The 23,884-nt window shown below is 68.3% G+C and carries 18 protein-coding genes; 7 read left to right on the top strand and 11 right to left on the bottom strand.

Going from position 1 to position 23,884, the window contains the following annotated elements; translation table 11 throughout:
* Positions 1-86 precede the first annotated feature (86 nt).
* The 5 genes from B7P44_RS22615 (at position 87) to B7P44_RS22595 (ending at position 8,420) form a co-directional block, all read left to right on the top strand.
* Entirely contained in the window at positions 87-1,094 is a 1,008-nt protein-coding gene (locus B7P44_RS22615; protein ID WP_084908226.1) for an HpcH/HpaI aldolase/citrate lyase family protein, read from the top strand.
* Positions 1,095-1,327: 233 nt separating this feature from the next.
* Entirely contained in the window at positions 1,328-1,837 is a 510-nt protein-coding gene (locus B7P44_RS22610; RefSeq protein WP_084908225.1) for a hypothetical protein, read from the top strand.
* Positions 1,838-1,858: 21 nt separating this feature from the next.
* Complete coding sequence (locus tag B7P44_RS22605) at positions 1,859-3,310, top strand: bifunctional 2-methylcitrate dehydratase/aconitate hydratase (RefSeq protein WP_084908224.1); 1,452 nt, start codon at positions 1,859-1,861, stop codon at positions 3,308-3,310.
* 52 nt (positions 3,311-3,362) lie between these two features.
* On the top strand, positions 3,363-6,080 hold the full coding sequence (acnA, locus tag B7P44_RS22600) for an aconitate hydratase AcnA (protein WP_084908223.1): 2,718 nt from the start codon (positions 3,363-3,365) through the stop codon (positions 6,078-6,080).
* Positions 6,081-6,689: 609 nt separating this feature from the next.
* Positions 6,690-8,420, top strand: coding sequence for a S53 family peptidase (locus B7P44_RS22595; RefSeq protein ID WP_084908222.1), 1,731 nt, complete (start codon positions 6,690-6,692; stop codon positions 8,418-8,420).
* A 126-nt stretch (positions 8,421-8,546) separates the two neighbouring features.
* On the opposite strand, the gene B7P44_RS22590 is transcribed toward B7P44_RS22595, so the two are convergent.
* From B7P44_RS22590 to B7P44_RS22570, 5 genes are all read right to left on the bottom strand, one after another.
* Positions 8,547-9,953 carry an MFS transporter gene (locus B7P44_RS22590; protein WP_084908221.1) on the bottom strand — a complete coding sequence of 469 codons (1,407 nt, stop codon included), beginning with the start codon at positions 9,951-9,953 and terminating at the stop codon, positions 8,547-8,549.
* Between the two features lie 194 nt (positions 9,954-10,147).
* Complete coding sequence (locus B7P44_RS22585) at positions 10,148-10,987, bottom strand: ABC transporter permease (protein ID WP_084908220.1); 840 nt, start codon at positions 10,985-10,987, stop codon at positions 10,148-10,150.
* Between the two features lie 30 nt (positions 10,988-11,017).
* Positions 11,018-12,289 (bottom strand): ABC transporter permease, encoded by a 1,272-nt coding sequence (locus B7P44_RS22580; protein ID WP_084908219.1) that lies wholly within the window; start codon positions 12,287-12,289, stop codon positions 11,018-11,020.
* A gap of 88 nt (positions 12,290-12,377) precedes the next feature.
* Positions 12,378-13,424 carry an ABC transporter substrate-binding protein gene (locus B7P44_RS22575; protein WP_084908218.1) on the bottom strand — a complete coding sequence of 349 codons (1,047 nt, stop codon included), beginning with the start codon at positions 13,422-13,424 and terminating at the stop codon, positions 12,378-12,380.
* Positions 13,425-13,495: 71 nt separating this feature from the next.
* Positions 13,496-14,602, bottom strand: a complete 1,107-nt coding sequence (locus tag B7P44_RS22570; protein ID WP_084908217.1) for an ABC transporter ATP-binding protein — start codon at positions 14,600-14,602, stop codon at positions 13,496-13,498.
* A gap of 108 nt (positions 14,603-14,710) precedes the next feature.
* On the opposite strand from B7P44_RS22570, the gene pdxR reads away from it, so the two are divergent.
* Complete coding sequence (gene pdxR / locus B7P44_RS22565) at positions 14,711-16,240, top strand: MocR-like pyridoxine biosynthesis transcription factor PdxR (RefSeq protein ID WP_084908216.1); 1,530 nt, start codon at positions 14,711-14,713, stop codon at positions 16,238-16,240.
* Positions 16,241-16,267: 27 nt separating this feature from the next.
* On the opposite strand, the gene B7P44_RS22560 is transcribed toward pdxR, so the two are convergent.
* From B7P44_RS22560 to B7P44_RS22540, 5 genes are all read right to left on the bottom strand, one after another.
* A complete protein-coding gene (locus B7P44_RS22560; protein WP_084908215.1) occupies positions 16,268-17,299 on the bottom strand; it encodes a lipase secretion chaperone in 1,032 nt (343 codons plus the stop codon).
* A gap of 3 nt (positions 17,300-17,302) precedes the next feature.
* Complete coding sequence (locus B7P44_RS22555) at positions 17,303-18,397, bottom strand: triacylglycerol lipase (protein WP_084908214.1); 1,095 nt, start codon at positions 18,395-18,397, stop codon at positions 17,303-17,305.
* 223 nt (positions 18,398-18,620) lie between these two features.
* Positions 18,621-20,780 (bottom strand): TonB-dependent copper receptor, encoded by a 2,160-nt coding sequence (locus B7P44_RS22550; RefSeq protein WP_084908213.1) that lies wholly within the window; start codon positions 20,778-20,780, stop codon positions 18,621-18,623.
* Between the two features lie 83 nt (positions 20,781-20,863).
* A complete protein-coding gene (locus tag B7P44_RS22545; protein ID WP_084908212.1) occupies positions 20,864-21,229 on the bottom strand; it encodes a DUF2946 domain-containing protein in 366 nt (121 codons plus the stop codon).
* Positions 21,230-21,384: 155 nt separating this feature from the next.
* Positions 21,385-21,921 carry a cytochrome b gene (locus tag B7P44_RS22540; RefSeq protein WP_084908211.1) on the bottom strand — a complete coding sequence of 179 codons (537 nt, stop codon included), beginning with the start codon at positions 21,919-21,921 and terminating at the stop codon, positions 21,385-21,387.
* 227 nt (positions 21,922-22,148) lie between these two features.
* Between B7P44_RS22540 and B7P44_RS22535 the strand changes: the two genes are divergently transcribed.
* Positions 22,149-22,790 carry a Pr6Pr family membrane protein gene (locus B7P44_RS22535; protein WP_084908210.1) on the top strand — a complete coding sequence of 214 codons (642 nt, stop codon included), beginning with the start codon at positions 22,149-22,151 and terminating at the stop codon, positions 22,788-22,790.
* A 52-nt stretch (positions 22,791-22,842) separates the two neighbouring features.
* Here B7P44_RS22535 and B7P44_RS22530 read toward each other — a convergent pair whose 3' ends face one another.
* Positions 22,843-23,577 (bottom strand): peptidoglycan DD-metalloendopeptidase family protein, encoded by a 735-nt coding sequence (locus B7P44_RS22530; RefSeq protein ID WP_084908209.1) that lies wholly within the window; start codon positions 23,575-23,577, stop codon positions 22,843-22,845.
* Positions 23,578-23,884 lie beyond the last annotated feature (307 nt).

Below are 23,884 nucleotides of genomic sequence, written 5' to 3'. Positions count from 1 at the left end.
GCCGGTGCGCGCTACGCGCCGCGCCGGCCCAGAACGCGCCCGCATCCGATTTTTCCACGCTGGTCCGCCTCCTGGACGTAGAAAAGATGTCCGCGCTCACGCCTGCAGAAGTGTTGTACGACGGTGCGTCCCCGCCCGCGATCCTGCCATGCTGCGATCACTACGCCGGCAGCGAGAAGCTGATGCGCAAGTCGCTTGCGCTGCAGGCCGAGATGGGCCCCGTGTTCGACATCACGCTCGACTGCGAGGACGGCGCGGCCGTCGGCCAGGAAGCCGCGCACGCGGAGCTCGTCGCCGGCCTGCTCGGCAGCGCCGACAACCGCTTCGGGCGGGTCGGCGCGCGGATCCACGATTTCTCCCACCCCCACTGGCGCGACGACGTGCGCATCATCCTGCGCGCGACGCAGGCGCCGGCCTACATCACGCTGCCGAAGATCGCGAACGCCGCCGACGCCGCCGAGATGTGCGCGTTCATCGAAGGCACGCGCCGCGAACTCGGCATCGCGCGGCCGATTCCGGTCGACGTGCTGGTCGAGACCCACGGCGCGCTCGCGCACGCGGCCGCCCTCGCCGCGCTGCCGCTCGTCGGCACGCTGAGCTTCGGCCTGATGGACTTCGTCTCCGCGCATCACGGCGCGATTCCCGACAGCGCGATGCGCTCGCCCGGCCAGTTCGAGCATCCGCTCGTGCGCCGCGCGAAGCTCGAGATCGCCGCGGCCTGCCACGCGCACGGCAAGACGCCGTCGCACAACGTGACGACCGAGGTGCGCGACATGGGCGTCGTCGCGAACGACGCACGCCGCGCACGCGACGAGTTCGCGCACACGCGGATGTGGAGCATCCACCCGTCGCAGATCCGGCCGATCGTCGACGCGTTCGCACCGCGCACCGACGAAGTCGCGCTCGCCGCCGAAATCCTGCTGGTCGCGCAAGCCGCCGACTGGGGTCCGACACGACACGGCGACACGCTGCACGACCGCGCGAGCTACCGCTATTACTGGTCGGTGCTGCGCCGCGCGCAGGCGACCGGCCAGCCGGTGCCTGCCGGGGCGGCGCCGCTGTTCGGCCCGGCCGCCGCGGGAGACGCGCGATGAGCACGCGCCGCCGGCCGGCTGACACACGGATTTCATGCATTCGCCGGGGCGCGAGCCGATCGCCGGTTTGCGAAACGACAAAAAACGTAACGGAGCCTGAAAACCTGAAATATGCGCGGCCAAATAGGTGAAAATAGCGGCCGCTGCGCGCTTCCGGGGCGCGTGCAGTTCAACCCGGCCGGCGGCCCGACGCCACCGGCCATGTCAACTGATTATCGAAAGGTTCTGACTCCATGAAGAAACTCCTGATCGCTACCGCCATCGGCGCCTTGTCCGCCACGATGCTGGTCTCGGCTCCGAGCGCGTTCGCCCAGGGTACGGCTACGACGACTGCAAAGAAGGCAACGGCCAAGCGCCCGGCGCCGGCCAAGCGCATCATCCCGCGCAGCAAGAAGGCACAGGCGCGTGCCGCGGCCAAGGTCGACACGGTGCCGGACGGCGCAGTCAAGTGGGCGTGCAAGGACGGCCTGTCGTTCGACCTCGCCGGCGACATGAAGCGTGACCAGATCGTCACGGTTCACTGGGCGAAGAAGAACTACAAGCTGCCGCGTCAGGCAACGACGACGGGCGCCGACACGTTCTACGATCCGGCGAACGGCTTCAAGCTGGTCGTGATCCCGACCAAGGCAATGCTGTTCAGCGACGCGAACGGCGGCGAGCGCCTCGCGGACGAGTGCGTGACGCCGGAAATGGCGCAAGGCACGCCGGCGCCGACGCAATCGAACGAGCTGAAGAACAACTAAGCCGTTCACCCAGGCCCCTCGATGTCCGCCCCGATCTCCAACGTCCGCCCTGCCCCGGATCCGGTGCTCGTCGACATCGTCGACTACGTGCTGAATGCGGGGATCGACAGCGCGCTCGCGCTGGAGACCGCGCGTCATTGCCTGATCGACACGCTCGGCTGCGGACTCGAGGCGCTGTCCTACCCTGCCTGCACCAAGCTGCTCGGCCCCGTCGTACCCGGCACGATCGTGCCGAACGGCGCGAAGGTCCCGGGCACGTCGTTCCAGCTCGATCCGGTCAAGGCCGCGTTCGACATCGGCGCGACGATCCGCTGGCTCGACTTCAACGACACCTGGCTCGCCGCCGAATGGGGCCATCCGTCCGACAATCTCGGCGGAATCCTGGCGACGGCCGACTGGCTGTCACGCACCGCCGTCGCCGCCGGCAAGGCGCCGCTCGCGATGCGCGACGTGCTGATCGCGATGATCAAGGCCCACGAGATCCAGGGCTGCATCGCACTCGAGAATTCATTCAACCAGGTCGGGCTCGACCACGTGCTGCTCGTCAAGGTCGCATCGACCGCCGTCGTCGGCCAGCTGCTCGGGCTCACGCGCGACGAGCTGATCAACGCGGTGTCGAACGCGTTCGTCGACGGCCACGCGCTGCGCACCTACCGGCACGCGCCGAACACGGGCTCGCGCAAGTCGTGGGCGGCCGGCGACGCGACGTCGCGCGCGGTGCGCCTCGCGCTGATCGCGAAGACGGGAGAAATGGGCTACCCGTCGGCGCTGACCGCGCAGACCTGGGGCTTCTACGACGTGCTGTTCAACGGACAGCCGTTCCGCTTCCAGCGCCCGTACGGCACGTACGTGATGGAGAACGTGCTGTTCAAGATCGCGTTCCCCGCGGAATTCCACGCGCAGACGGCCGCCGAAGCGGCCATGCAGCTGCACGCGCAGCTCGCCGCGGCCGGTCGCTCGACCGACGACATCAGCCGGATCACGATCCGCACGCATGCGGCGGCGATCCGCATCATCGACAAGCAGGGGCCGCTCGCCAACCCGGCGGACCGCGACCACTGCATCCAGTACATGGTCGCGGTGCCGCTGCTGTTCGGGCGGCTGACGGCGGCCGACTACGAGGACGCGGTCGCCGCCGACCCGCGCATCGACGCGCTGCGCGCGAAGACGGTGTGCGTCGAGGACCCGCAGTTCGCGAAGGATTACCACGATCCGGACAAGCGATCGATCGCGAATGCGCTGACGATCGAGTTCGCGGACGGATCGAAGCTTGCCGAAGTGGCGGTCGAGTATCCGATCGGCCACCAGCGACGCCGCGCCGACGGCATCCCGCTTCTGATCGAGAAATTCAGGACCCATCTCGCCCGCCGCTTCCCGGCAAAGCAGCAACAAGCGATTCTCGACGTGTCGCTGGACCAGGCAAGGCTCGAAGCCATGCCGGTCAATGAGTACGTCGACTTGTATGTGATATAGCCGTCATATGCAGGACTATTTGTTTCCTAGACTTGAACCCAGGAAAATCACCATGGCCCACAATCTCCACAAGACCCTCAAGGAATTCGACAGCGGTTCCGGCAAAGGCAAGTTCTACTCGCTGCCGCAACTCGGCAAGGAACTGAAGACGAAGATCGAGCGCCTGCCGGTGTCGATCCGGATCGTGCTCGAGTCCGTGCTGCGCAACTACGACGGCAAGAAGATCACCGAGGAACACATCGAGCAGCTCGCGAACTGGCAGCCGACCGCCAAGCGCGTCGACGAGATTCCGTTCGTCGTGTCGCGCGTCGTGCTGCAGGATTTCACGGGCGTGCCGCTGCTCGCCGACATCGCGGCCATGCGCGGTGTCGCGAAGCGCGCGGGCAAGAACCCGAAGAAGATCGAGCCGCTGGTCCCGGTCGATCTCGTCGTCGACCACTCGGTCCAGATCGACTACTTCGCCCAGAAGGACGCACTCGACCTGAACATGAAGCTGGAATTCCAGCGCAACAACGAGCGCTACCAGTTCATGAAGTGGGGCATGCAGGCATTCGACACGTTCAAGGTCGTGCCGCCGGGCATCGGCATCGTCCACCAGGTGAACCTCGAGTACCTCGCGCGCGGCGTCCACAAGAAGAAGGACGCGGACGGCACGGTCTTCTACCCGGACACCCTCGTCGGCACGGACAGCCACACGACGATGATCAACGGCATCGGCGTGGTCGGCTGGGGCGTGGGCGGCATCGAGGCGGAAGCCGGCATGCTCGGCCAGCCGGTGTACTTCCTGACGCCGGACGTCGTCGGCGTCGAGCTGAAGGGCCAGCTGCGCGAAGGCGTGACGGCCACCGACCTGGTGCTGACCATCACCGAAATGCTGCGCAAGGAAAAGGTCGTCGGCAAGTTCGTCGAGTTCTTCGGTGAAGGCACGAAGACGCTCGCGCTGCCGGACCGCGCGACGATCGCGAACATGGCGCCGGAATACGGCGCGACGATGGGCTTCTTCCCGGTCGACGAGAAGACGATCGACTACTTCAAGGGCACGGGCCGCACGAAGGCGGAAATCGCCGCGTTCGAAAATTACTTCAAGGCGCAGGACCTGTTCGGCATTCCGAAGGCCGGCGACATCGACTACACGAAGACGCTGACGCTGGACCTGTTGACGGTCGCGCCGTCGCTGGCCGGCCCGAAGCGTCCGCAGGACCGCATCGAGATCGGCCACGTCAAGTCGACGTTCACCGACCTGTTCTCGAAGCCGGTCGCGGAAAACGGCTTCGCGAAGAAGGCCGCCGACCTCGACGCGCAGTACACGACGAGCAACGGCGTGGACGTGAAGAACGGCGACGTGCTGATCGCCGCGATCACGTCGTGCACGAACACGTCGAACCCGAGCGTGCTGCTGGCTGCCGGCCTGCTCGCGAAGAAGGCCGTCGAAGCCGGCCTGACCGTGGCGCCGCACATCAAGACGTCGCTCGCCCCGGGATCGCGCATCGTCACCGAGTACCTGACGAAGACGGGCCTGCTGCCCTACCTGTCGAAGCTCGGCTTCGAAGTCGCCGCCTACGGCTGCACGACCTGTATCGGCAACGCGGGCGACCTGACGCCGGAACTGAACGAAGCGATCGTCAAGAACGACATCGTCGCGGCGGCCGTGCTGTCGGGCAACCGCAACTTCGAAGCGCGTATCCACCCGAACATCCGCGCGAACTTCCTGGCATCGCCGCCGCTGGTCGTCGCTTACGCGATCGCCGGCAACATCACGCGCGACCTGATGACCGAGCCGGTCGGCCAGGGCAAGGGCGGCAAGGACATCTACCTCGGCGACATCTGGCCGACGAGCGACGAAATCCACGCGCTGCTCAAGTACGCGCTCGATCCGAAGAAGTTCGAGGACAACTACGCGAAGCTGACCAAGAAGGGCGACCTCTGGAGCAAGATCGAGGGCGAATCGGGCCAGGTCTACGACTGGCCGAAGTCGACGTACATCGCGGAACCGCCGTTCTTCGGCACGGAATTCTCGATGCAGCCGGCCGACCAGATCGTCACGGTCAAGGGCGCGCGCGCGCTCGGCATCTTCGGCGATTCGGTCACGACGGACCACATCAGCCCGGCAGGCTCGATCAAGGAAGACTCGCCGGCAGGCAAGTGGCTGAAGGAGAACGGCGTGCAGAAGGCCGACTTCAACAGCTACGGCTCGCGCCGCGGCAACCATGACGTGATGATGCGCGGCACGTTCGCGAACGTCCGGATCAAGAACCTGATGATTCCGGCGAAGACAGACGGCACGCGCGTCGAAGGCGGCCTGACGATCCACCAGCCGAGCGGCGAACAGCTGTCGATCTACGACGCGGCGATGAAGTACATCGACGCCGACACGCCGACCGTCGTGTTCGCGGGCGAAGAGTACGGCACCGGCTCGTCGCGCGACTGGGCGGCGAAGGGCACGCAGCTGCTCGGCGTGAAGGCCGTGATCGCACGCAGCTTCGAGCGGATCCACCGTTCGAACCTGGTCGGCATGGGCGTCCTGCCGCTGCAGTTCAAGGGCTCGGACAGCATCCAGTCGCTCGGCATCACCGGCGACGAAACGTTCGACATCGAAGGCCTCGGCGACGACTTCAAGCCGCAGCAGGACGTCACGCTCGTGATCAACGGCAAGAACGGCGAAACGAAGCGCGTGCAGGTGCTGCTGCGCATCGATACGCCGATCGAAGTCGATTACTACAAGCACGGTGGTATCCTGCCGTTTGTGCTGCGCTCGCTGCTCGCAGCGTAAGCGCTCCGCTTTTGCAGGTGCCGCACCGCTTCGGCGGCTGCGGCCGATTTGGAAGCCCGGCCTCGCGCCGGGCTTTTTTTCGCCCGCACGCCAAATAGAGCACTCGCTCTAAAGTGGGGGGCCGGACGCGCAACCCGAAAGCCGCCTGCAAGACTGCGCCGCGCGCTGTTCCACCATTCGGCACGCCCCGCCCCTTTCAGACGGATTTCCCCATGCGCCGGCGGCGTCGAGACGCCGTACCAGAAAGCTTGCCGCAAGCCCCGACCACATAGTGCGACGCAGCACCGCGAACGCGGCGCATCGCCCTCGCAGCCGGTCGATGCGGCGCGCGCCGTCGCAACGCGCGCCCCTCCGCCCGCACGGCTGCTGCGTCTGCCCGAACGACACACGCGCTGCCCGCCGCCACGCGATGCACCCGTGAATCGGTTCCGCAGCCTGCCCCGATGCGCCACCCTCCACGCCTGCGCAGCGGGCCCGCCTTGTCAGAACTGACAGCTGATGTTTCTCTCAGCTACCCGAAGCGTTATGGCGTCCTACGCTCCACTGCGCTCGCGGCCCCACAAGGGCCGGGGGTTCCAACAACGTCGTCCCTCCTCAAAAGGACACCCGATGAAAAGGAACACCTGGTTTTCCCTGCCTCTGCCGTCGCCCCGCCGTCTCGCCTGCGCATGGCCGCTCATCCTTGCCGCCGGCGCGGCACACGGCGCGACGGACTGGGTCGACACACACACGAAGGCCTTCCTGACCGGCCCGCAGTTGATGGCGCGCAGTGCGGCGCCGTCGCTCGAATTGGCAGCGGGCGAAACGACCAGCGTCGTGATCAGCCTGAATCTACGTAACGCCGCGCAGCTCAAGCAGCTCGCGCGCGACGTCAACCGGCGCGGCAATGCGCAGTACGGCAAGTTCCTCACGCATGAGCAGTTCCTCGCCCACTACGCGCCGACCGACGCGCAGGTCAAGTCGGTCGTCGACTATCTGCGCAAGAGCGGCTTCGTCGATATCGAGGTCGCGCCGAACCGGCTGCTCGTTTCCGCGCGCGGCACCGCCGGCACGGTGAAGACCGCGTTCAACACGTCGCTCGTGCACTTCCAGTACGCGGGCCGCTCGGGCTTCGCGAACGCGTCCACCGCGCAAGTGCCGCGCGCGCTCGGCGACGTCGTCGGCTCGGTGCTGGGGCTGCAGAACGTCGCGCACGCGCATCCGCTGCTGCGCGTCGGCAACGTCGCGAAGCCGACGGCGCTCGCCGCGGGCACCGCGACCGGCCACTATCCGAAGGAATTCCCGGCCATCTACAACGCGACCGGCGTGCCGACCGCGGCCGGCGTCGCGGTCGGCATCATGACGATCGGCGGCGTGGCGCAGACGCTGCAGGACCTGAAGACCTTCACGTCCAGCAACGGCTATGGCGCGGTCTCGACGCAAACCGTCCAGACCAACGGTTCCGGCGGCAACTACAGCGACGACCAGGAAGGCCAGGGCGAATGGGATCTCGACAGCCAGTCGATCGTCGGCGCGGCTGGCGGCAAGGTCGGCAAGCTCGTGTTCTACATGGCGGACCTGAACGCGTCGGGCAACACCGGGCTCACGCAGGCGTTCAACCGCGCGGTGTCGGACAACGTCGCGAAGGTGATCAACGTGTCGCTCGGCTGGTGCGAGACCGACGCGAACGCCGACGGCACGCTCAATGCCGAGGAGCAGATCTTCACGACGGCGGCTGCGCAGGGCCAGACGTTCTCGGTGTCGTCCGGCGACGAAGGCGTGTACGAGTGCAACAACCGCGGCTATCCGGACGGCTCGAACTATACGGTGTCGTGGCCGGCCTCGTCGCCGCACGTGCTCGCGATCGGCGGCACGACGCTCTATACGTCCGGCGGCGCGCTCTCGAGTGAAACCGTGTGGAACGAAGGGCTCGACGGCAACGGCAAGCTGTGGGCAACGGGCGGCGGCGTCAGCACGATCCTGCCCGCCCCGTCGTGGCAGTCGGGCAGCAACCGCCAGCTGCCGGACGTGTCGTTCGATGCCGCGCAGAGCACCGGCGCGTACATCTACAACTACGGCCAGTTGCAGCAGATCGGCGGCACGAGCCTGTCGGCGCCGCTCTTCTCCGGCTTCTGGGCGCGCATCCTGGCCGCGAACGGCACGGGCCTGGGCTTCCCCGCGGGCAACTTCTATAACGATATCCCGACGAACCCGTCGCTCGTTCGCTACGACGTCACGTCGGGCAACAACGGCTACCAGGGCTACGGCTACACCGCCGGCCAGGGCTGGGACTACACGACCGGCTTCGGCAGCCTGAACATCGCGAACCTCAACCAGCTGATCAAGGCAGGCGGCTTCTGAGCGATGTATGCAAGGCCGGCGCGCGGGGAGATTCACCGCGCGCCGGCTTTTTGTTTTCTTGCTTCCCTGATTCTTCGCATTGACGCAACGGACCGACCGAGCGCCCCGGCAACTGCGGCCCCGCCGTCACTTCGTCGCCCGCTCCGATGCGACCGCCACGCCGGCGCGATGCGACGGCGCGAACATCCGCAGCCCGCTCACGACGCTCGCGGCGCCGGCAAAGCACGCGCCGAGCACCAGCGCAAGCGTCGGCCCATAGCGGCCCGCGATCCCGAACGACAGCGCGACGAGCGCCGCGCCGGTCGCCTGCCCGGTCAGCCGCGCGGTCCCGATGATCCCGCTCGCGCCGCCGCTGCGCTCGGGCGGCGCGCTCGACATCAGCGCCTTCAGGTTCGGCGACTGGAAAAAGCCGAAGCCCGCGCCGCACAGCATCATCCGCCAGCCGATGTCGAGCACGTGCGGCGCCGCCGGCAGCGTGGCGAGCGACGCCATGCCCGCGCACAGCAGCGCGAGGCCGACCGCGCCGAGCAGCCCGGGCGGGTAGCGGTCCGACAGACGCCCCGCGAGCGGCGCCGCGAGCGCGACGACGATCGACCAGGGCGTCATCAGGAAGCCCGTCTCGACCGCGCTCCGATGCAGCACGGTTTCGAAATAGAACGGCAGCGACACGAACGCGAGCCCCTGCGCGGCAAACGCGCAGACCGCGGTCAGCGCGGACAGCGCAAACACGGGCCGGCGAAACAGGTCGACCGGCAGCATCGGCGCCGGATGCCCGGCCTCGCGGCGGATCAGCAGGAAGCCGAAGCCGAGCGCCAGCGTGGCGGCGGCGAGCACGACATGCAGCGGCCCGCGCTGCGCGGCCTCGCCGAGCGCGAAGATCAGCGCGGCGAACGCGACGACGTTGAGCAGCGCGGCCACCGGATCGAATGCGTGGCGGCCGCGCGCCGTCTGCGGCAGCGACGGAATCGCTACTGCGAACGCGCACAGGCCGAGCGGCACGTTCACCGCGAACAGCCACGGCCAGGCGGCGACCGACAGGATCAGCGACGCGATCGTCGGGCCCACCGCGAACGCCACGCCGACGACGAGCGCGTTGAGACCGACGCCGCGCCCGAGCCGGTGCGCGGGATACAGGCTGCGGATCAGCGCGACGTTGACGCTCATGATCGCGCTCGCGCCCAGGCCCTGCACGATCCGCGCGGCCGTCAGCAGCGGGAGCGTCGACGCGAGTGCGCAGCCGAGCGACGCCAGCGTGAAGACCGCGAGACCGGCGATGTACACACGCTTATGGCCGACGATGTCGCCGAGCGCGGCGAACGGCAGCAACGTCGCGACCATCGCGAGCTGGTACGCGTTGATGATCCACACGGATGCGGCGGGCGCCGCGTGCAGGTCGGCGGCGATCGCGGGCAGCGCCGTGTTCGCGATCGCGGTGTCGAGCGTCGCGAGCGCGACGGCCAGCAGCACGGCGGACATCGCGCGCCAGTTGACGGCCGGCTCCGGGGTGCGGGCGGCGGAAGCGGTTTCGGACAAGATGTGACTCTGCTGACGAGCGACGCGATGCGATGCGTCGCGGATGGACCGGCTCGACAGCGCGCGCGTCGTCCGGAACAACCGGTGCGCGCGCCGCCGCGTTCCGTATTGTTGCAGAGCCGCATCGATCCTGCAGGCGGCCGCCTCAATGGTCAGCCAAACGAAAGCCGGTCCACCTTCACTTCGTCACGTCGTCACGTCACCGCCCGCCGCGCATTGCGTCCGCGCAGCCACTCGAGCGCGAGCAGCAGACTCGTCGAGAAGAGGATCAGAATCGTCGCGAGTGCGGCGATCGTCGGGCTGATGTTCTCGCGGATGCCGGTGAACATCTGGCGCGGCAGCGTGGTCTGGTCGGCGCCGGCGAGGAACAGCGTGACGACCACTTCGTCGAACGACGTCGCGAACGCGAACAGCGCGCCCGACATCACGCCCGGCGCGATCACCGGCAGCGTGACGCGAAAGAACGTCGTGACCGGATTCGCGCCGAGCGACAGGCTCGCGCGCACGAGGTTGTGGTTGAAGCCCTGCAGCGTCGCGGCCACCGTCGTGACGACGAACGGCACGCCGAGCGCCGCGTGCGCGCAGATCAGGCCCGTGTAGGTGTTGGCGAGGCCGAGCGGCGCGAAGAACAGGTACATGCCGACCCCGACCACGACGACCGGCACGATCATCGGCGACAGCAGCACCGCCATCAGCAGCCCCTTGCCGCGGAAGTCGGCCTTCGTGAGCCCGATCGCGGCGAGCGTGCCGAGCACGGTCGCGACGACGGTGGCCGACGGCGCGACGATGAAGCTGTTCTTCGCGGCCATGCGCCACTCGTCGGACGCGATCAGGTTCTCGTACCAGCGCGTCGAGAAGCCCGGGATCGGATAGACGAGGAACGTGCTCGACGAGAACGACAGCGGCACGATCGCGAGCACCGGCAGGATCAGGTACAGCAGCGTCAGCACGACGAGCACGCGCAACGCGACGTACCACGCGCGCTCGACGAACGACATGTGCGGCGCGAACAGCGGCCTGGCGAGCAGTTTCATGTTGGAATCCCCTTCCCTGTTTCCCGCGGCTCAGCCGAGGCTCACGTTCGAGCGGGTGAAGCGGCCGTAGACCGCATACAGCACGAGCGTCGCCGCGAGCAGCAGCCCGCCGAGCGCGCACGCCATGCCCCAGTTGATCGTCACGTTCGTGAAGTACGCGACGTAGTAGCTGACCATCTGGTCGTTCGGTCCGCCGAGCAGCGCCGGCGTGATGTAGTAGCCGATCGCGAGGATGAACACCAGCAGCGCGCCCGCGCCGACGCCCGGATAGGTCTGCGGCACGTACACCCGCCAGAACGCCGCGAACGGATGGCTGCCGAGCGACACGGCCGCGCGCTGGTAGGTCGGCGGGATCGACTTCATCACGCTGAAGAGCGGCAGGATCATGAACGGCAGCAGGATGTGCGTCATCGAGATGTACACGCCGACCCGGTTGAACAGCAGCGCGAGCGGATGCGAGATCAGCCCGCTGCCGATCAGCGCCTTGTTGACGAGCCCTTCGCTCTGCAGCAGCACGATCCATGCGGCGACGCGCACCAGCACCGAGGTCCAGAACGGGATCAGCACGAGGATCATCACGAGATTCGCGCGCCGCTCCGACAGCGTCGAGATCCAGTACGCGAGCGGATAGCCGAGCAGCAGCGCGAACAGCGTGACCGCGAAGCCGATCACGAGCGTGCGTCCGAAGATCGCCAGGTAGATCGACTGGTCCGGATCGGCGGGCACGACGTGGCCGAAGCCGTCCTGCTTGTGATCGAGCGACGCGAGCAGGTAGAACGGCGAATACGCGCTGCCGTTCTTCGCGATCGCCTGCCAGTACGCGGGGTCGCCCCAGCGCGCATCGAGCTCGACGAGCTTCGCGCGCTGCTGCGCGGGCGCGAGCGCTTCGCCGTTATCGCCCTTGAGCGGCATCGCGCGCGCGGTCTTCGCGACGAGCGACCGGTAGCCGGGAATCTCGGTGTTCAGGCGCCGCGCGAGCGCGCCCATCGCCTCGCTGTCGGCCACCCGCGTCATGTCGGCGGCGAGCGCCGCGTACGCGGCGTCGGCGGGCGGCGTCTTGCGGTCCCAGCCGGACAGCGCGGCGACCGTCTTCGGCAGCGCGGCCGCGATCTCCGGATTCTGCACCGCGCGCGTCAGCAGCGCGCCGATCGGCACGACGAAGATCAGCAGCAGGAAGATCGCGAGCGGCGCGACCAGCAGCAGCGCCATCGTGCGCTTCCTGGCCTCGGCGGCCTTCAGCTCGCGTTTGAGCGTGGCGGTCGACTGCGTCGACGGAGAAGAAGCGATCGTCATCGTATTCAACGGGTCTCTCCGGCCGGACCGGAGTCCGGCGGCATGCCGCGCGACGCATGCGCATCGCGCGGCCGGTTGCGTCAGGACTGCGACGCGCTTACTTCGACGCCCACGCGGCGAAACGCTGCTCGAGCTCGTCGCTGTGATCGGTCCAGAAGCCGATGTCCTGCAGCACTGCGTTCTTGCCGTTGGCCGGCGAGTTCGGCAGGTTCGCGAGCGTCTTCGCGTCGAGCGACTTGATCGCGGCGAGGTTCGCCGGGCCGTACGAGATGTGCTGCGCGTAGTCCTGCTGCGGCTTCGACGTCAGCGAGTACGCGATGAACTTCTCGGCGAGCGCCTTGTTCGGCGTGCCCTTCGGAATCGCCCAGTAGTCCAGGTCGTAGATGCTGCCGTTCCACACCACCTTCAGGTTCTTGCCTTCCTTCTGCGCTGCGCTGATGCGGCCGTTGTACGCGGTCGACATCACGACGTCGCCGGCGACCAGGAACTGCGGCGGCTGCGCGCCCGCCTCCCACCACTGGATGTTCGGCTTCAGCTCGTCGAGCTTCTTGAACGCGCGATCCTGGCCGGCCTTCGTGCCGAGCACCTTGTAGACGTCCTTCGGCGCGACGCCGTCGGCCATCAGCGCGAACTCGAGGTTGTAGCGCGCACCCTTGCGCATCCCGCGCTTGCCCGGGAATTTCTTCACGTCCCAGAAATCGGCCCAGCCCGTCGGCGCGGCCTTCAGCTTGTCCGCGTTGTACGCGAGCGTGGTCGACCACACGAAGAAGCCGACGCCGCAGGTCTGCGGCGATTCCGGAATCAGGTCGGATTTCTTCGCGATCTTCGACCAGTCGAGCTTCTCGTACAGCCCTTCGTCGCAGCCGCGGTTCAGGTCGCCCGATTCGACCTCGACCACGTCCCAGTTGACGTGCTTCGCCTCGACCATCGCCTTCACCTTGGCCTGCTCGCCGTTGTATTCGACGGCCGTGACCTTGTTGCCCGTCGACTTCTCGAACGGCTGGTTGAACGCGACCTTCTGCGCATCGCCGTTCGCGCCGCCGAAGTTGACGACCGTGATCTCCGCCGCCGACGCGGATGCGCCGAACACGGCCAGCGCCAGCGCGAAGGCGGTGCGGCGCGCGGTAAAGCTTGCTCGATTCATGATGGTTCCTCTCGTGGTGGAAGTGCGCCGTTGTTATGGACGACGTGCTGCAGAAAACCGTGAAGCCGTGTTCAGGCGAACACGCGCAGATGCTCCGGCGCGAACGCGAGGCCGACCGGCGCACCGGGCGAGAACGCGTCGAGCGCGCCGGTGCCGAGCGGAACCTTGACGAAGCATTCGTCCTGCCCCGGCACCGCGCAGCGCATGCGCACGTGATCGCCGAAATAGATGAGGCTGCGGGCCTCGCCAGCCAGCAGGTTGGCGGCAGCACCGTTCGCGTGGCCGTTGCCGTGCTGCAGCGCGAGGCTCATGCGCTCGGGACGGATGCATGCGACCGCGGCCGCACCGGCCGTGGCGTTGCCGATGTTGCGGCCGACGAGCTTCGTGCCGTCGTCGAGCCGGAACTCGCAGAACTCGCCGTCGACGCGTGCGACCGTACCGCGCAGCCGGTTGCTGTCGCCGATGAAGTTCGCGACGAATTCGTTGCACGGCGATTCGTACAGGCGGTCGACGGTGTCGAGCTGCTGCACGATGCCCTTGTCGAACACGGCGACGCGGTCCGACATCGTCAGCGCCTCGCCCTGGTCGTGCGTCACGTAGACGAAGGTCACGCCGAGCTTCTCGTGCAGCGCCTTCAGTTCGTACTGCATGTGTTCGCGCAGCTGCTTGTCGAGCGCGCCGAGCGGCTCGTCCATCAGCACGAGCTTCGGCTCGAACACCAGCGCGCGGGCCAGCGCGATGCGCTGCTGCTGGCCGCCCGACAGTTGCGACGGGTAGCGCTTCGCGAAACGTTCCATCTGCACCATCTTCAGCGCATGCGCGACGCGCTCGGCGCGCTCGCCGGCCACCAGCTTGCGCACCGTCAGCGGATACGCGACGTTCTGCTCGACGGTCAGGTGCGGAAACAGCGCATAGTTCTGGAACACCATGCCGATGTTGCGCTTGTGCGGCGGCACGTGGTTCAGCAGCTCGCCGTCGAGGCGAATCTCGCCGCCCGTCGGAAACTCGAAGCCGGCCAGCATCATCAGGCAGGTCGTCTTGCCGGAGCCGGACGGCCCGAGCAGCGTCAGGAATTCCCCGCGACGGATGTCCAGGTCGAGCGATTTGACGACGAGCGTCTCGCCGTCGTAGGTCTTCCGCACGCCGCGAAAGCTGACGATCACTTCATCGGTCTTCATCGTGGCTGTCCCCTTGCAACGCGACACGCATTATTGAGATGCGACTCACTATACGGCGGACACGGTTCTACAATAGGGAACCATTTCAATATTCCTAGTAGGACCACTTTGGATACCGTGATCCTTGCCGACTGGCTCTCCGCGCGCCTCGACCGCGGCTCGTCCGAGCCGATGTATCGCCAGCTGCTGCAGCTGATGCAGCAGGCCATCCTGACCGGGGAATTGGGGCCAGGAACCAAGCTGCCGAGTTCGCGAACGCTCGCCGCCGACCTGTCGATCGCGCGCAATACCGTGCTGCACGTGTACGACCAGCTGACGGCCGAAGGCTACGTGCTGACGACGACCGGCAGCGGCACCTATGTCGCCGACACGCGCCCGGACGCCGCGGCGATGCAGGCGCCGGGCAGCCCGCCTCCGTCACCTTCCGCCGACGATGCAGCGGCGCAGCAGGACGACGCGCAGGGCGGCCTGTCGATGCGCGGCCGCCAGCTGATCGAACATGCCGGGGTATCGCGCCGTCAGTGGGGCGCGTTCATGCCGGGCGTGCCGGACGTGTCGGAATTCCCGAGCCGCACGTGGAGCCGCCTGCAGGCGCGGCTATGGAAGGAAGCGAACCCGGAGCTGCTGACCTACGCGCCGGGCGGCGGCTACCGCCCGCTGCGGCGCGCGCTTGCCGACTACCTGCGCGTCGCGCGCTCGGTGAAATGCTCGCCGGACCAGTTGATCATCACAACGGGGATCCACCAGTCGATCGATCTCGCGGTGCGCCTCCTGTCCGACATCGGCGATCGCGCGTGGGTGGAAGAGCCCTGCTACTGGGGCGTGCGCAGCGTGCTGCAGGCGGCCGGGCTGACGCTCACGCCGGTGCCGGTCGACCAGGAAGGGCTCGACCCGCGCGTGAGCGACCTGCAGCATCCGCCGCGGCTCGTGCTCGTCACGCCGTCGCACCAGTATCCGCTCGGGATGGTGATGAGCCTCGCGCGGCGCCGGATGCTGCTCGAATATGCGCGGCAGCACCGCTGCTGGATCATCGAGGACGACTACGACAGCGAGTTCCGCTACGGCAGCCGCCCGCTCGCGTCGCTGCAGGGGCTCGACGACGGCGGCCGCGTGATCTACGTCGGCAGTCTCGGCAAGATGCTGTTCCCGGGCTTGCGAATGGGCTACATGGTCGTGCCGGAGCACCTGGTCGACACGTTCCGCACCGGGCTGTCGGAACTGTATCGCGAGGGGCAGCTGATGCAGCAGGCCGTGCTCGCCGAATTCATCATGGACGGCTATCTGACCTCGCACGTGCGGCGGATGCGCACGCTGTACGGCGAGCGCAGGCAGCTCCTGATCGACGCAATCCACGCCCGCTTCGGCGACGCGCTGCCGGTGATGGGCGACGAGGCAGGCCTGCATCTCGTGCTCGGCCTGCCCGACGCCTGCGACGATCGCGAGGTCACGCAGAGCGCGTTCGACGCCGGCGTGATCGTGCGTCCGCTCACGAGCTACTACAGCAGCACGGACGCCGCGCGGCCGGGCCTGCTGCTCGGCTATGCATGCGTCGCGCACGAGAGCATCGGCCCCGCGTTCGACACGCTCGCGACGACGATCGAGCGCCACTTGCCGCGGCAGGCGACGCGCGCGGCATAGGGCCGCTTCACGCCGCGCACGTCACAGCTACTGCGGGGCCGCGGCGCCGCGATCGAGCGACGCCGCGCGCAGCGCGTCGCCCGGTTTCGTGAATAGTCGCTGACGCAGCGCCGCGATCTGCGCGTCGCGCTCCTGCGGCGGCAGCCCAAGGGCGGAGATCTGGTCGCGTTGCGCCGCATAGTCGGTGTAACGGCGCTGCCACGCGTCGTCGTCCTGCTGCATGCGCGCGGCACGCTCCGCCACCTCCGGGCCGAGCGACTGGGTCAGTTGCGCACGCATCGCGTCCGGCGTCGCACCCGACTTCTGCAACTGCGCGATCTGCGCGATCGCGGCCTGCTGCTGCGCGACGCGCTGCCGTTCGGCGCGTGCGCCGGGCGGCAGCTGCTGGTCGAGCGCGGCAAGGCGCTCGGCCTTCTGCGCGTCGGTCAGCGTGCGATCCTGCGCGATCTTCACGCGCGCGAGGTCGAAACGCTGCCGCCACTGCTCGTCGCCGAAAAACGGTTCGTTCCAGTCGCCGAGCGTGCGCCGCGCGATCGACGCGCGCTGGTCGAGCGCGAGTTCCAGCGCGCCGATATCGGACTTGTCGGCGACGGCGCCCGCGGCCGGCAGCTTCGCCAGTTCGGCCAGGTACGTGCGGTACCGGTGCCAGACGTCGAGCGCTTCGGCCTGCGCAACGGTGCCGTCGAGCTGCGCGGCGATCTCGCGCGCAACCAGCGCGTCGAGCGCGGTCGCGCTCAGGTCGCTCTGCGCGCTCAGGCAATAGTCGAAGAAATCGCGCACCGCGCGCGCTTTCGCCAGATGGCCGCCCGCCTCGAGCGGCAGGCGCGGCGCGCTCGAGCCTGCCAGCGACGACGGCAGGCCCGCGCTAGCCGCGTCCGGCGGCAGCGCCGCGGCAGCGCCGCCGGACGTCGTCGCGTCCGCCGGCGCGCGCGCGGAACCCGCGTCATGACGCAACGCGGCGCCGCGCCCGATCCACACGCCGCCCGCGACGACCAGCGCCACGACGGCCACCGCTCCGGCGCGCCGCCACCGCGGCGCGCGATCGTCACGTGCGGCCATCGCTTACACGCCCGCGAGCTTCAGCCGGTTCGCATGCGTGCGGATCACCGCGACCGGGTCCTCCGCGTACGCGCCGCGCACGCCCAGCAGCTGGTTGATCTCGTCGACGTGGTTCCACTTGTAGCTCGTGCTCAGCACCTGCCCGAACAGCGCGCTGCATTTCGACACGACGCCGTCGTTTTCGCCTGCGCCGCGGTTGACCATCACCGTGCCGCTGCCGAGCAGCGCGAGCGTCGACGCGTCGAGCGCATTCGCCGGATCGACGACCGGGATCGTGCTCGTATCCTTCGCGCCCGTCACGCCCAGCACCGAGAACGTCGGCTGGATCGCGGTGCCGGCCCACGAGTAAAGCAGGTGCGTGTTGCCGCCGACCGTCTCCGTCGGCGCACCGCTCTGGCACGAGCCGGGCGCGCCGAGCCCCGCGCTCGGGAAGTTCTGGTTATAGGTCGCGGCCCGCGCCGTGGTCAGCGTCTGCAGCGCGGCGAGCGCATCCTGGTTGGTGTTGTGGGTGCTGCTTGTCAACATCCCGAACACGTTGACGAACGCCGCAATCACCGTCGACGAAAGACCGGTCGGGTCGTACGCGAGCACGCCCTGCACGAAGTCCGCGAATTCCGAGCCGCGGTGCGGCGTGCCGATCGTCGTCACCGACGCGACCAGCTCCGGCGCGACGGCGGCGACATAGCGCGACGACAGGCCGCCCTGGCTGTGGCCGATCAGGTTGACCTTGGCCGCGCCGGTCTGCGCAAGCACTTGCTTCACTTGCGCGAGCAATTGCTCGCCGCGCCCGTCCGGGCCGTCGTCGCTCTGGTAGCCGGACAGGTTCGCGACGTACACGGTCGCGCCGTGCTGTTGCAGGTCCTGCTGGATGCCGTAAAAGTAATCGAGCACGCCCGCGTACTTGTCGGTACCCGTCAGCCCGTGCACGAGAATGATCGGATAACGCGTCGTCGCGTAATCGTCGGCCGGCGCGGTCGCCGCCACTGCCGCACGCGTCGTCGCGGCCGTCACGAGCGCGGTCATGCCCGCGAACGGCGCGGCGCTCATCGCGCAAGCCACTGCCCCTGCCACCACCCTGGAACGCATTGATCTGGCCATGCTTGTTCTCCTGTTTTTATCCTGCTGGTGCGAGAGAGATCGTCTCGGCGCGACAGGCGCCCTCGTCCGGCCCGTGCGTCGAATGCGGGAGTTAAGCACGGCTGACGAACGTTTGCGCCCCCTTTAGACACGGCTCTCTAGTCGGTTGACGCGGGCGGCCGAAACCGGCGGGCCGCCGCCCGCGGTTGCGCATGCTGCGCTGCACACACAGCATGCGCACCGTTCACATCTTCGCGCTGACGCGCACCCATGCCGTGCGCCCCGGCTCGGTCACGGGCGTGTTGGCCGCGTAGCCGAAGCCCGCGTTGCCGGCGAGGTTCAGGTGCTCCGTATAGGCCTTGTCGAGCACATTGTCGATGCCGACCGACACCTGCACGGTCTTGCTCACGTTGTATTGCGCATGCAGCGACAGCACGCCGAACCCGGCGCTCGGACCGAAGTCCTTGCCCACCACGTTGCCCTCGTTGAGCGCGTAGCGATGCTGCGATGCAACGACGCGCCACAGGCCGCCCGCCGACCACGCGCCGCGCGTGTACTCGACCCCGAAGCGCGCCTCGAGCGGCGGCATCTGCGGCAGCGGATCGCCGGTCGCCACGTTGCGCCCCCACGCATACGCGAGCGACGTCTCGACGCGCAACGGCGCGACCGGCCGCCATGCGACGCCGGCCTCGCCGCCCATGATCTGCGCATTGACGTTGGTCGCCTGCGTGGTCGATCCCATCATGCCGGGCACGTAATTGAACAGGATGAAGTCCTGCACGTAGCCCGCGTACGCCGACACCCATGCATCGAGCCGTTCGCTCCGGTACTGCGCGCCGATGTCGAGCTGCGTGGTCTTCTCGGGCTTGACCGCCGAGAACGCATTGACCGCGCCGGCCGGCCCGCGCTTCGCGGAGAACAGCTCCCAGTAGTCGGGAAAGCGCTCCGCATGGCCGATCCCCGCGTACCAGGTAACCGGCAGCGCCGCGAGATCCCGCTCGTAGCGGAGGAAGCCGCTCGGCAGCACGCGCGAGCGGTCGTCGTCGAACGTCGGATTCGGCTTGCCCATCATGCCGCCCGTCGTCGGGCGCTTGTCGCGCGCGCTCGCATAGTCGACGCGCGCGCCGCCGATCACGCGCGACACGTCGCTGGCGTACCAGGTCAGCTCGCCGAACGCGCCCGTGTTCCACATCGTCGTCTGCGCATTCCACGGCTTGTCCGCATAGTTCTGCCGCCCCATCGCCGAGCGCGAATCGAGCCGGTTCGACTGCGCGTCGACGCCCGCGACGAGCGTGAAGTCGTCGCCGAAGCGGAACGTCGCCGCGGCCCGCGCGCCGAGCGTGCGGCGCCGCACTTCCGACGCCATCCGCATCGGCATGCTGCTCGTCGGGTCGGGCGCCCGCAGCGTGTAGTTATCCATCACGTGATCGGCTTCGTTGTAGTACACGCGCGCCTCGATGCGCTCGAGCACGTCGCCGATGTGCTGCTTGTCGAACGACAGGCCGAACGTCTCGCGGCGGAAATGCGCGCCGTCCATCCCGCGCCCCGCGTAGCGCGCATAGCCGTCGCCGCCGCCGGCCGTCAGCTCGACGCGCGTGTGGTCGTCCGGCGTCCAGCCGAGCGCCGCGTCCGCGTTCCACTTGTCCCACTGCGACGGCACGGTGCGGCCGTTGCCGTCCTTGTAGTCATCCGAATGCGCATGATTCGCGGTCACGCGGCCGTACACGTCCGGCGTGCCGGCCGTCACGTCGATGTTCTGGTCGTTGCGCCCATACGAGCCGCCGACGACGCTGCCGTCGAAACGCATGCCGGGCTTGTCGAAGCGCCGCGTCGTGCGCTCGAACAGCACCGTGCCGGCCGACGCACCGGGGCCGTACAGCACCGTCTGCGGCCCCTTCACCACGGTGAGCTTGTCGTAGCTTTCCGGCGCGATGTACGACGTCGGCGCGTCCATCCGGCCCGGACAGGCGCCGAGCGTCGGCATGCCGTTCGCGAGGATGTTCAGCCGCGAGCCGAACATGCCGCGCAGCACCGCGTCGCCGTTCGTGCCGCCGCTGCGGATCGACGCGAAGCCTGGAATCGTCTTCAGGTAATCCGCGCCGTCGCTGGCGGGCAGCGGCTGGCGCGGCGTCTTCGGATTCGTGACGACGACGAGCGGCGTTCTCAGCGGCGACGCGACGACCTCGACGGGCGGCAGCAGGTCGGCTGCGCCGGCCTGCACGGCCGGCCCCGCATCGTCCGCGCGCGCGGCGGCGGTGGCCGCGCAGGCGGCTGTCATCGCGCTGGCGGCCAGCGCAGGCATCGTGAGTTTCAGCATCAGCGGCAGGCGCCGCGACGTGGTGTGACGGGTAATACGCGTGGCATTGCGCGGCGCCGATTGCGCGCGCAAGAGGAAATGCATCATGATCGAAAGCCCGAGTGACGCCCTCCACGCGATCGACGGATCGCACGGATGGCGGCGGAAAGATGAGAACGGAAAAAAACGCGTCAGGCGTTCTCGGGCGGCGCGCGTGGATACGCGCGCGGATAGCGGTCGACGCTCGCGGCGACGGCAACAGGCGTGGCTGCGGACGTGGAGGAAACGACAGAGAGATGCGCCGGCGCGGAGGAAACGCCGCCGATCGCCGGGCTGTGCGTGAAGAAGCCGCAGTAGCCGCACGCATCGAGATGCAGCGCATGGTGCGCACTGCCTGCACCGGATGCACGATGGCCGCCATGCTCTGCACTGCAGACGACCGCATCGGGCGTCGACGCCTCGGCGACGCGCCACTGCGACACCAGCGGTGCGACGATCGCGAACCAGATCGCGAGCATGCCCAGCCAGGCAGTCAGTGTGCGATGTCGGTTCGGCATGCGTGGTGTCGAGTAAGCGGAATGTAAATCAGACGGGATGTTACAGAATGTTCAGCACAATGGCCAGCCTGCGTATGCGCAAGCGAACCGGGGGCGCATGGTTGTTCACGCAACCATGCGCCCCCGGGGCGTCGTGCGGCGGGCCCACCCGCGGATCAGGGCGCCATGCGCTTCAGCACGCCGTCCCGCAGAAAGAAGTGGTGGTAGAGCACGGCCAGCGCGTGCAGGCCGATCACGAAATAGAACGCGTTGCCGATCAGCTCGTGTGCATCCTTGATGGTCGGCCGCAACGCCTTGTCGGGCCCGAACAGCGTGAACGAGATGCCGAGCCAGTCGAGCGAGACCGGCTTGCCGCCCAGGTTGATCATCATGATGCCCAGCAACGGCTGCGCGATGATGAACGCGTACAGCGCGACATGGGTCAGTCTCGCGAGCCATTGCAGCAGCGCGGGCTGCGGCACCGGCGCCGGCACGCGGCTGACCGCCCGCCAGACGATCCGCAGCGCCGACAGCACCAGCACGAAGGTCCCCGCGGTCAGGTGCACGTTCATCCAGAACACGCGGCTGTCGCTGCCCTTCGGCCCGCGGATCTCGATCGCCAGATAGGCGAGCGCCACGAGCAGGAAGATGACCCAATGGAAGAAGATGGCGGGGCTGCTGTAGCGCGCCTGTCTCGCGAGGATGTTTCTCATGCTCGGTCTCGTATCGTATGCGGGGGGTGGGACAGTTGCCGCGGGCCGGCCGGTGCAGCGGCATGCTGCAGCGATTGTAGCGGCACGGGCGGCGGGTTTCGACGGGCAGGATCAAATATCCGACGATTCGGTCGCGCCCGCATCGCGCGACGAGGGTGCGAAATCGTGCGCCGCGCGGATGCGACTGTGGCACGATGGAGTTTTTAGCGTCGTCGTCGTGCAGCACCATGAGCAAAGCGTTCTTCGTTGCAGCCTACCGGCTGACGGCCGCGTTGCTCGCGCTTTCGACGACGCTGCACGGCATTGCAGGCCGCTTGGACATGCCGATGTTTCACGTCGGCAACTACCTCAGCTACTTCACCCAGCTGAGCAGCCTGTACGCGGCCGCGATGCTGTTCGCGGGGCTCCGGCGGGCGGCTCGCATGGGGTCCGCGCGCTACGAGTCGATGCGCGGCGCGGCGGTGCTGTACATGCTGATCACCGCGATCGTCTACGAGCTGCTGCTCGCGCGGCCCGACGCGCTCCTGCACATCACGCCGGCCTACCACAACTGGGTGCTGCACCGGATCGTGCCGCTCGTCGTGCTCGGCGACTGGCTGTACGTGGAGCCGCGCTCGCCGATCCCGTGGCAGAGCGCGGTGACGTGGCTCGGCTTTCCGGTCGTCTACCTTGCGTACACGCTGCTGCGCGGCGCCTGGGAAAACTGGTATCCGTACCCGTTCGTCGACCCTCGGCCGCACGGCTATCTGCCCGTCGCGCTGCAATGCACGCTGATCGCGCTTGGCTCGACCGCCCTCGCGCTGGCGATCCGCTGGCTCGGCAACCGGTCGAAACCGGCCGCCGAAGCGCCGGTGACGAAGGACGGATGAGCGACGGCCGACGCATGCGCACGCTGCGGCGTGCACGCCCCGGCCAGCCCGGTCAGCCGCCGTTCTTCGGCAGGAAGCCCAACGGATCGACCGCCTTGCCGTTCTGCCGGACTTCGAATTCGAACGTCGCCCGCCCGCTCGCATCGGTGTCCATCTCGGCGACCGGCTGGCCGGTCCGAACCGCGTCGCCTTCGTTGACGAGCAGCTTGCCGTTGTGGCCGTAGGCCGTGATCAGGCCGCTCTCGTGCTTCAGGATCACGAGCGGACCGTACGCCTTGACGCCGGACCCCGCATAGACGACCCGTCCGTTCGCCGCGGCGCGCACCGTCCGGTCGGGCCCGGACGCGGCGATGACGATCCCGCGCGTCTTGCCGGCCGAGAACGGCACAACCACGACGCCGGTCGCGGGCCACGCCAGTGTGCCCGGCTGGGCCGCAGCCGCGGTCGCCGGCGGCGTGAGCGACGTGGCGGCGGGCGGCGGCGCAACGCGCAGCACCTGCCCGGGCCTGACCGTATCGGTCGGCGCCATGTGGTTCCAGCTGGCGACGTCCTGCGCGCGCTGGCCGAACGCGCCCGCGATGCCCGCGAGCGTGTCGCCCGGGTTCACGCGGTAGTAGCCCGCAATCACGCTGCCCGTCGTCGCGGCCGGCGTCGACGGCCGGTACGGCTGCCAGGTATCGGTCCACGGCGTCATCGTGCAGCCCGTCAGCGCGACGGCCGCCGCGGCCAGCGCCAACTGCGGCAGCCAGCGTTGCGGGGAAAAGTGGATGGGATTATTTTCTCTCAAGCGTACCTCCCGGATTTGCCTCATGCGCCGCCCACCGCCCTCCGGCGTGCGTTGCACGGTGTCCGGCGCGGCGGCCGGACCAACCAGTATCCGACCGCGGATGCGGCCGGCAGTTTCCAAATCGGGAACGGCGCGCGGGTTCGTGAGCCCGTTTTGCGTCGTCCCAACCGGCAAAGATACCATTTGCGGCGGTCGGGGCTGCGTCCGGCGCCTCCGACCGGCAACAGTCTTGCGGTGCGCCAGGGCGCCCCGCGCGCGGGCCGGCCCGTTCGCGATCCGCCGCCTATACTCACGGATGCCCTGCCCG

Origin of the sequence: Burkholderia ubonensis subsp. mesacidophila, assembly GCF_002097715.1 — a bacterium.
Classification (GTDB): Bacteria; Pseudomonadota; Gammaproteobacteria; order Burkholderiales; family Burkholderiaceae; genus Burkholderia; species Burkholderia mesacidophila.
The sequence above is the reverse complement of the archived record's forward strand: the minus strand, read 5'-3'. Positions and strand labels throughout refer to the sequence as shown.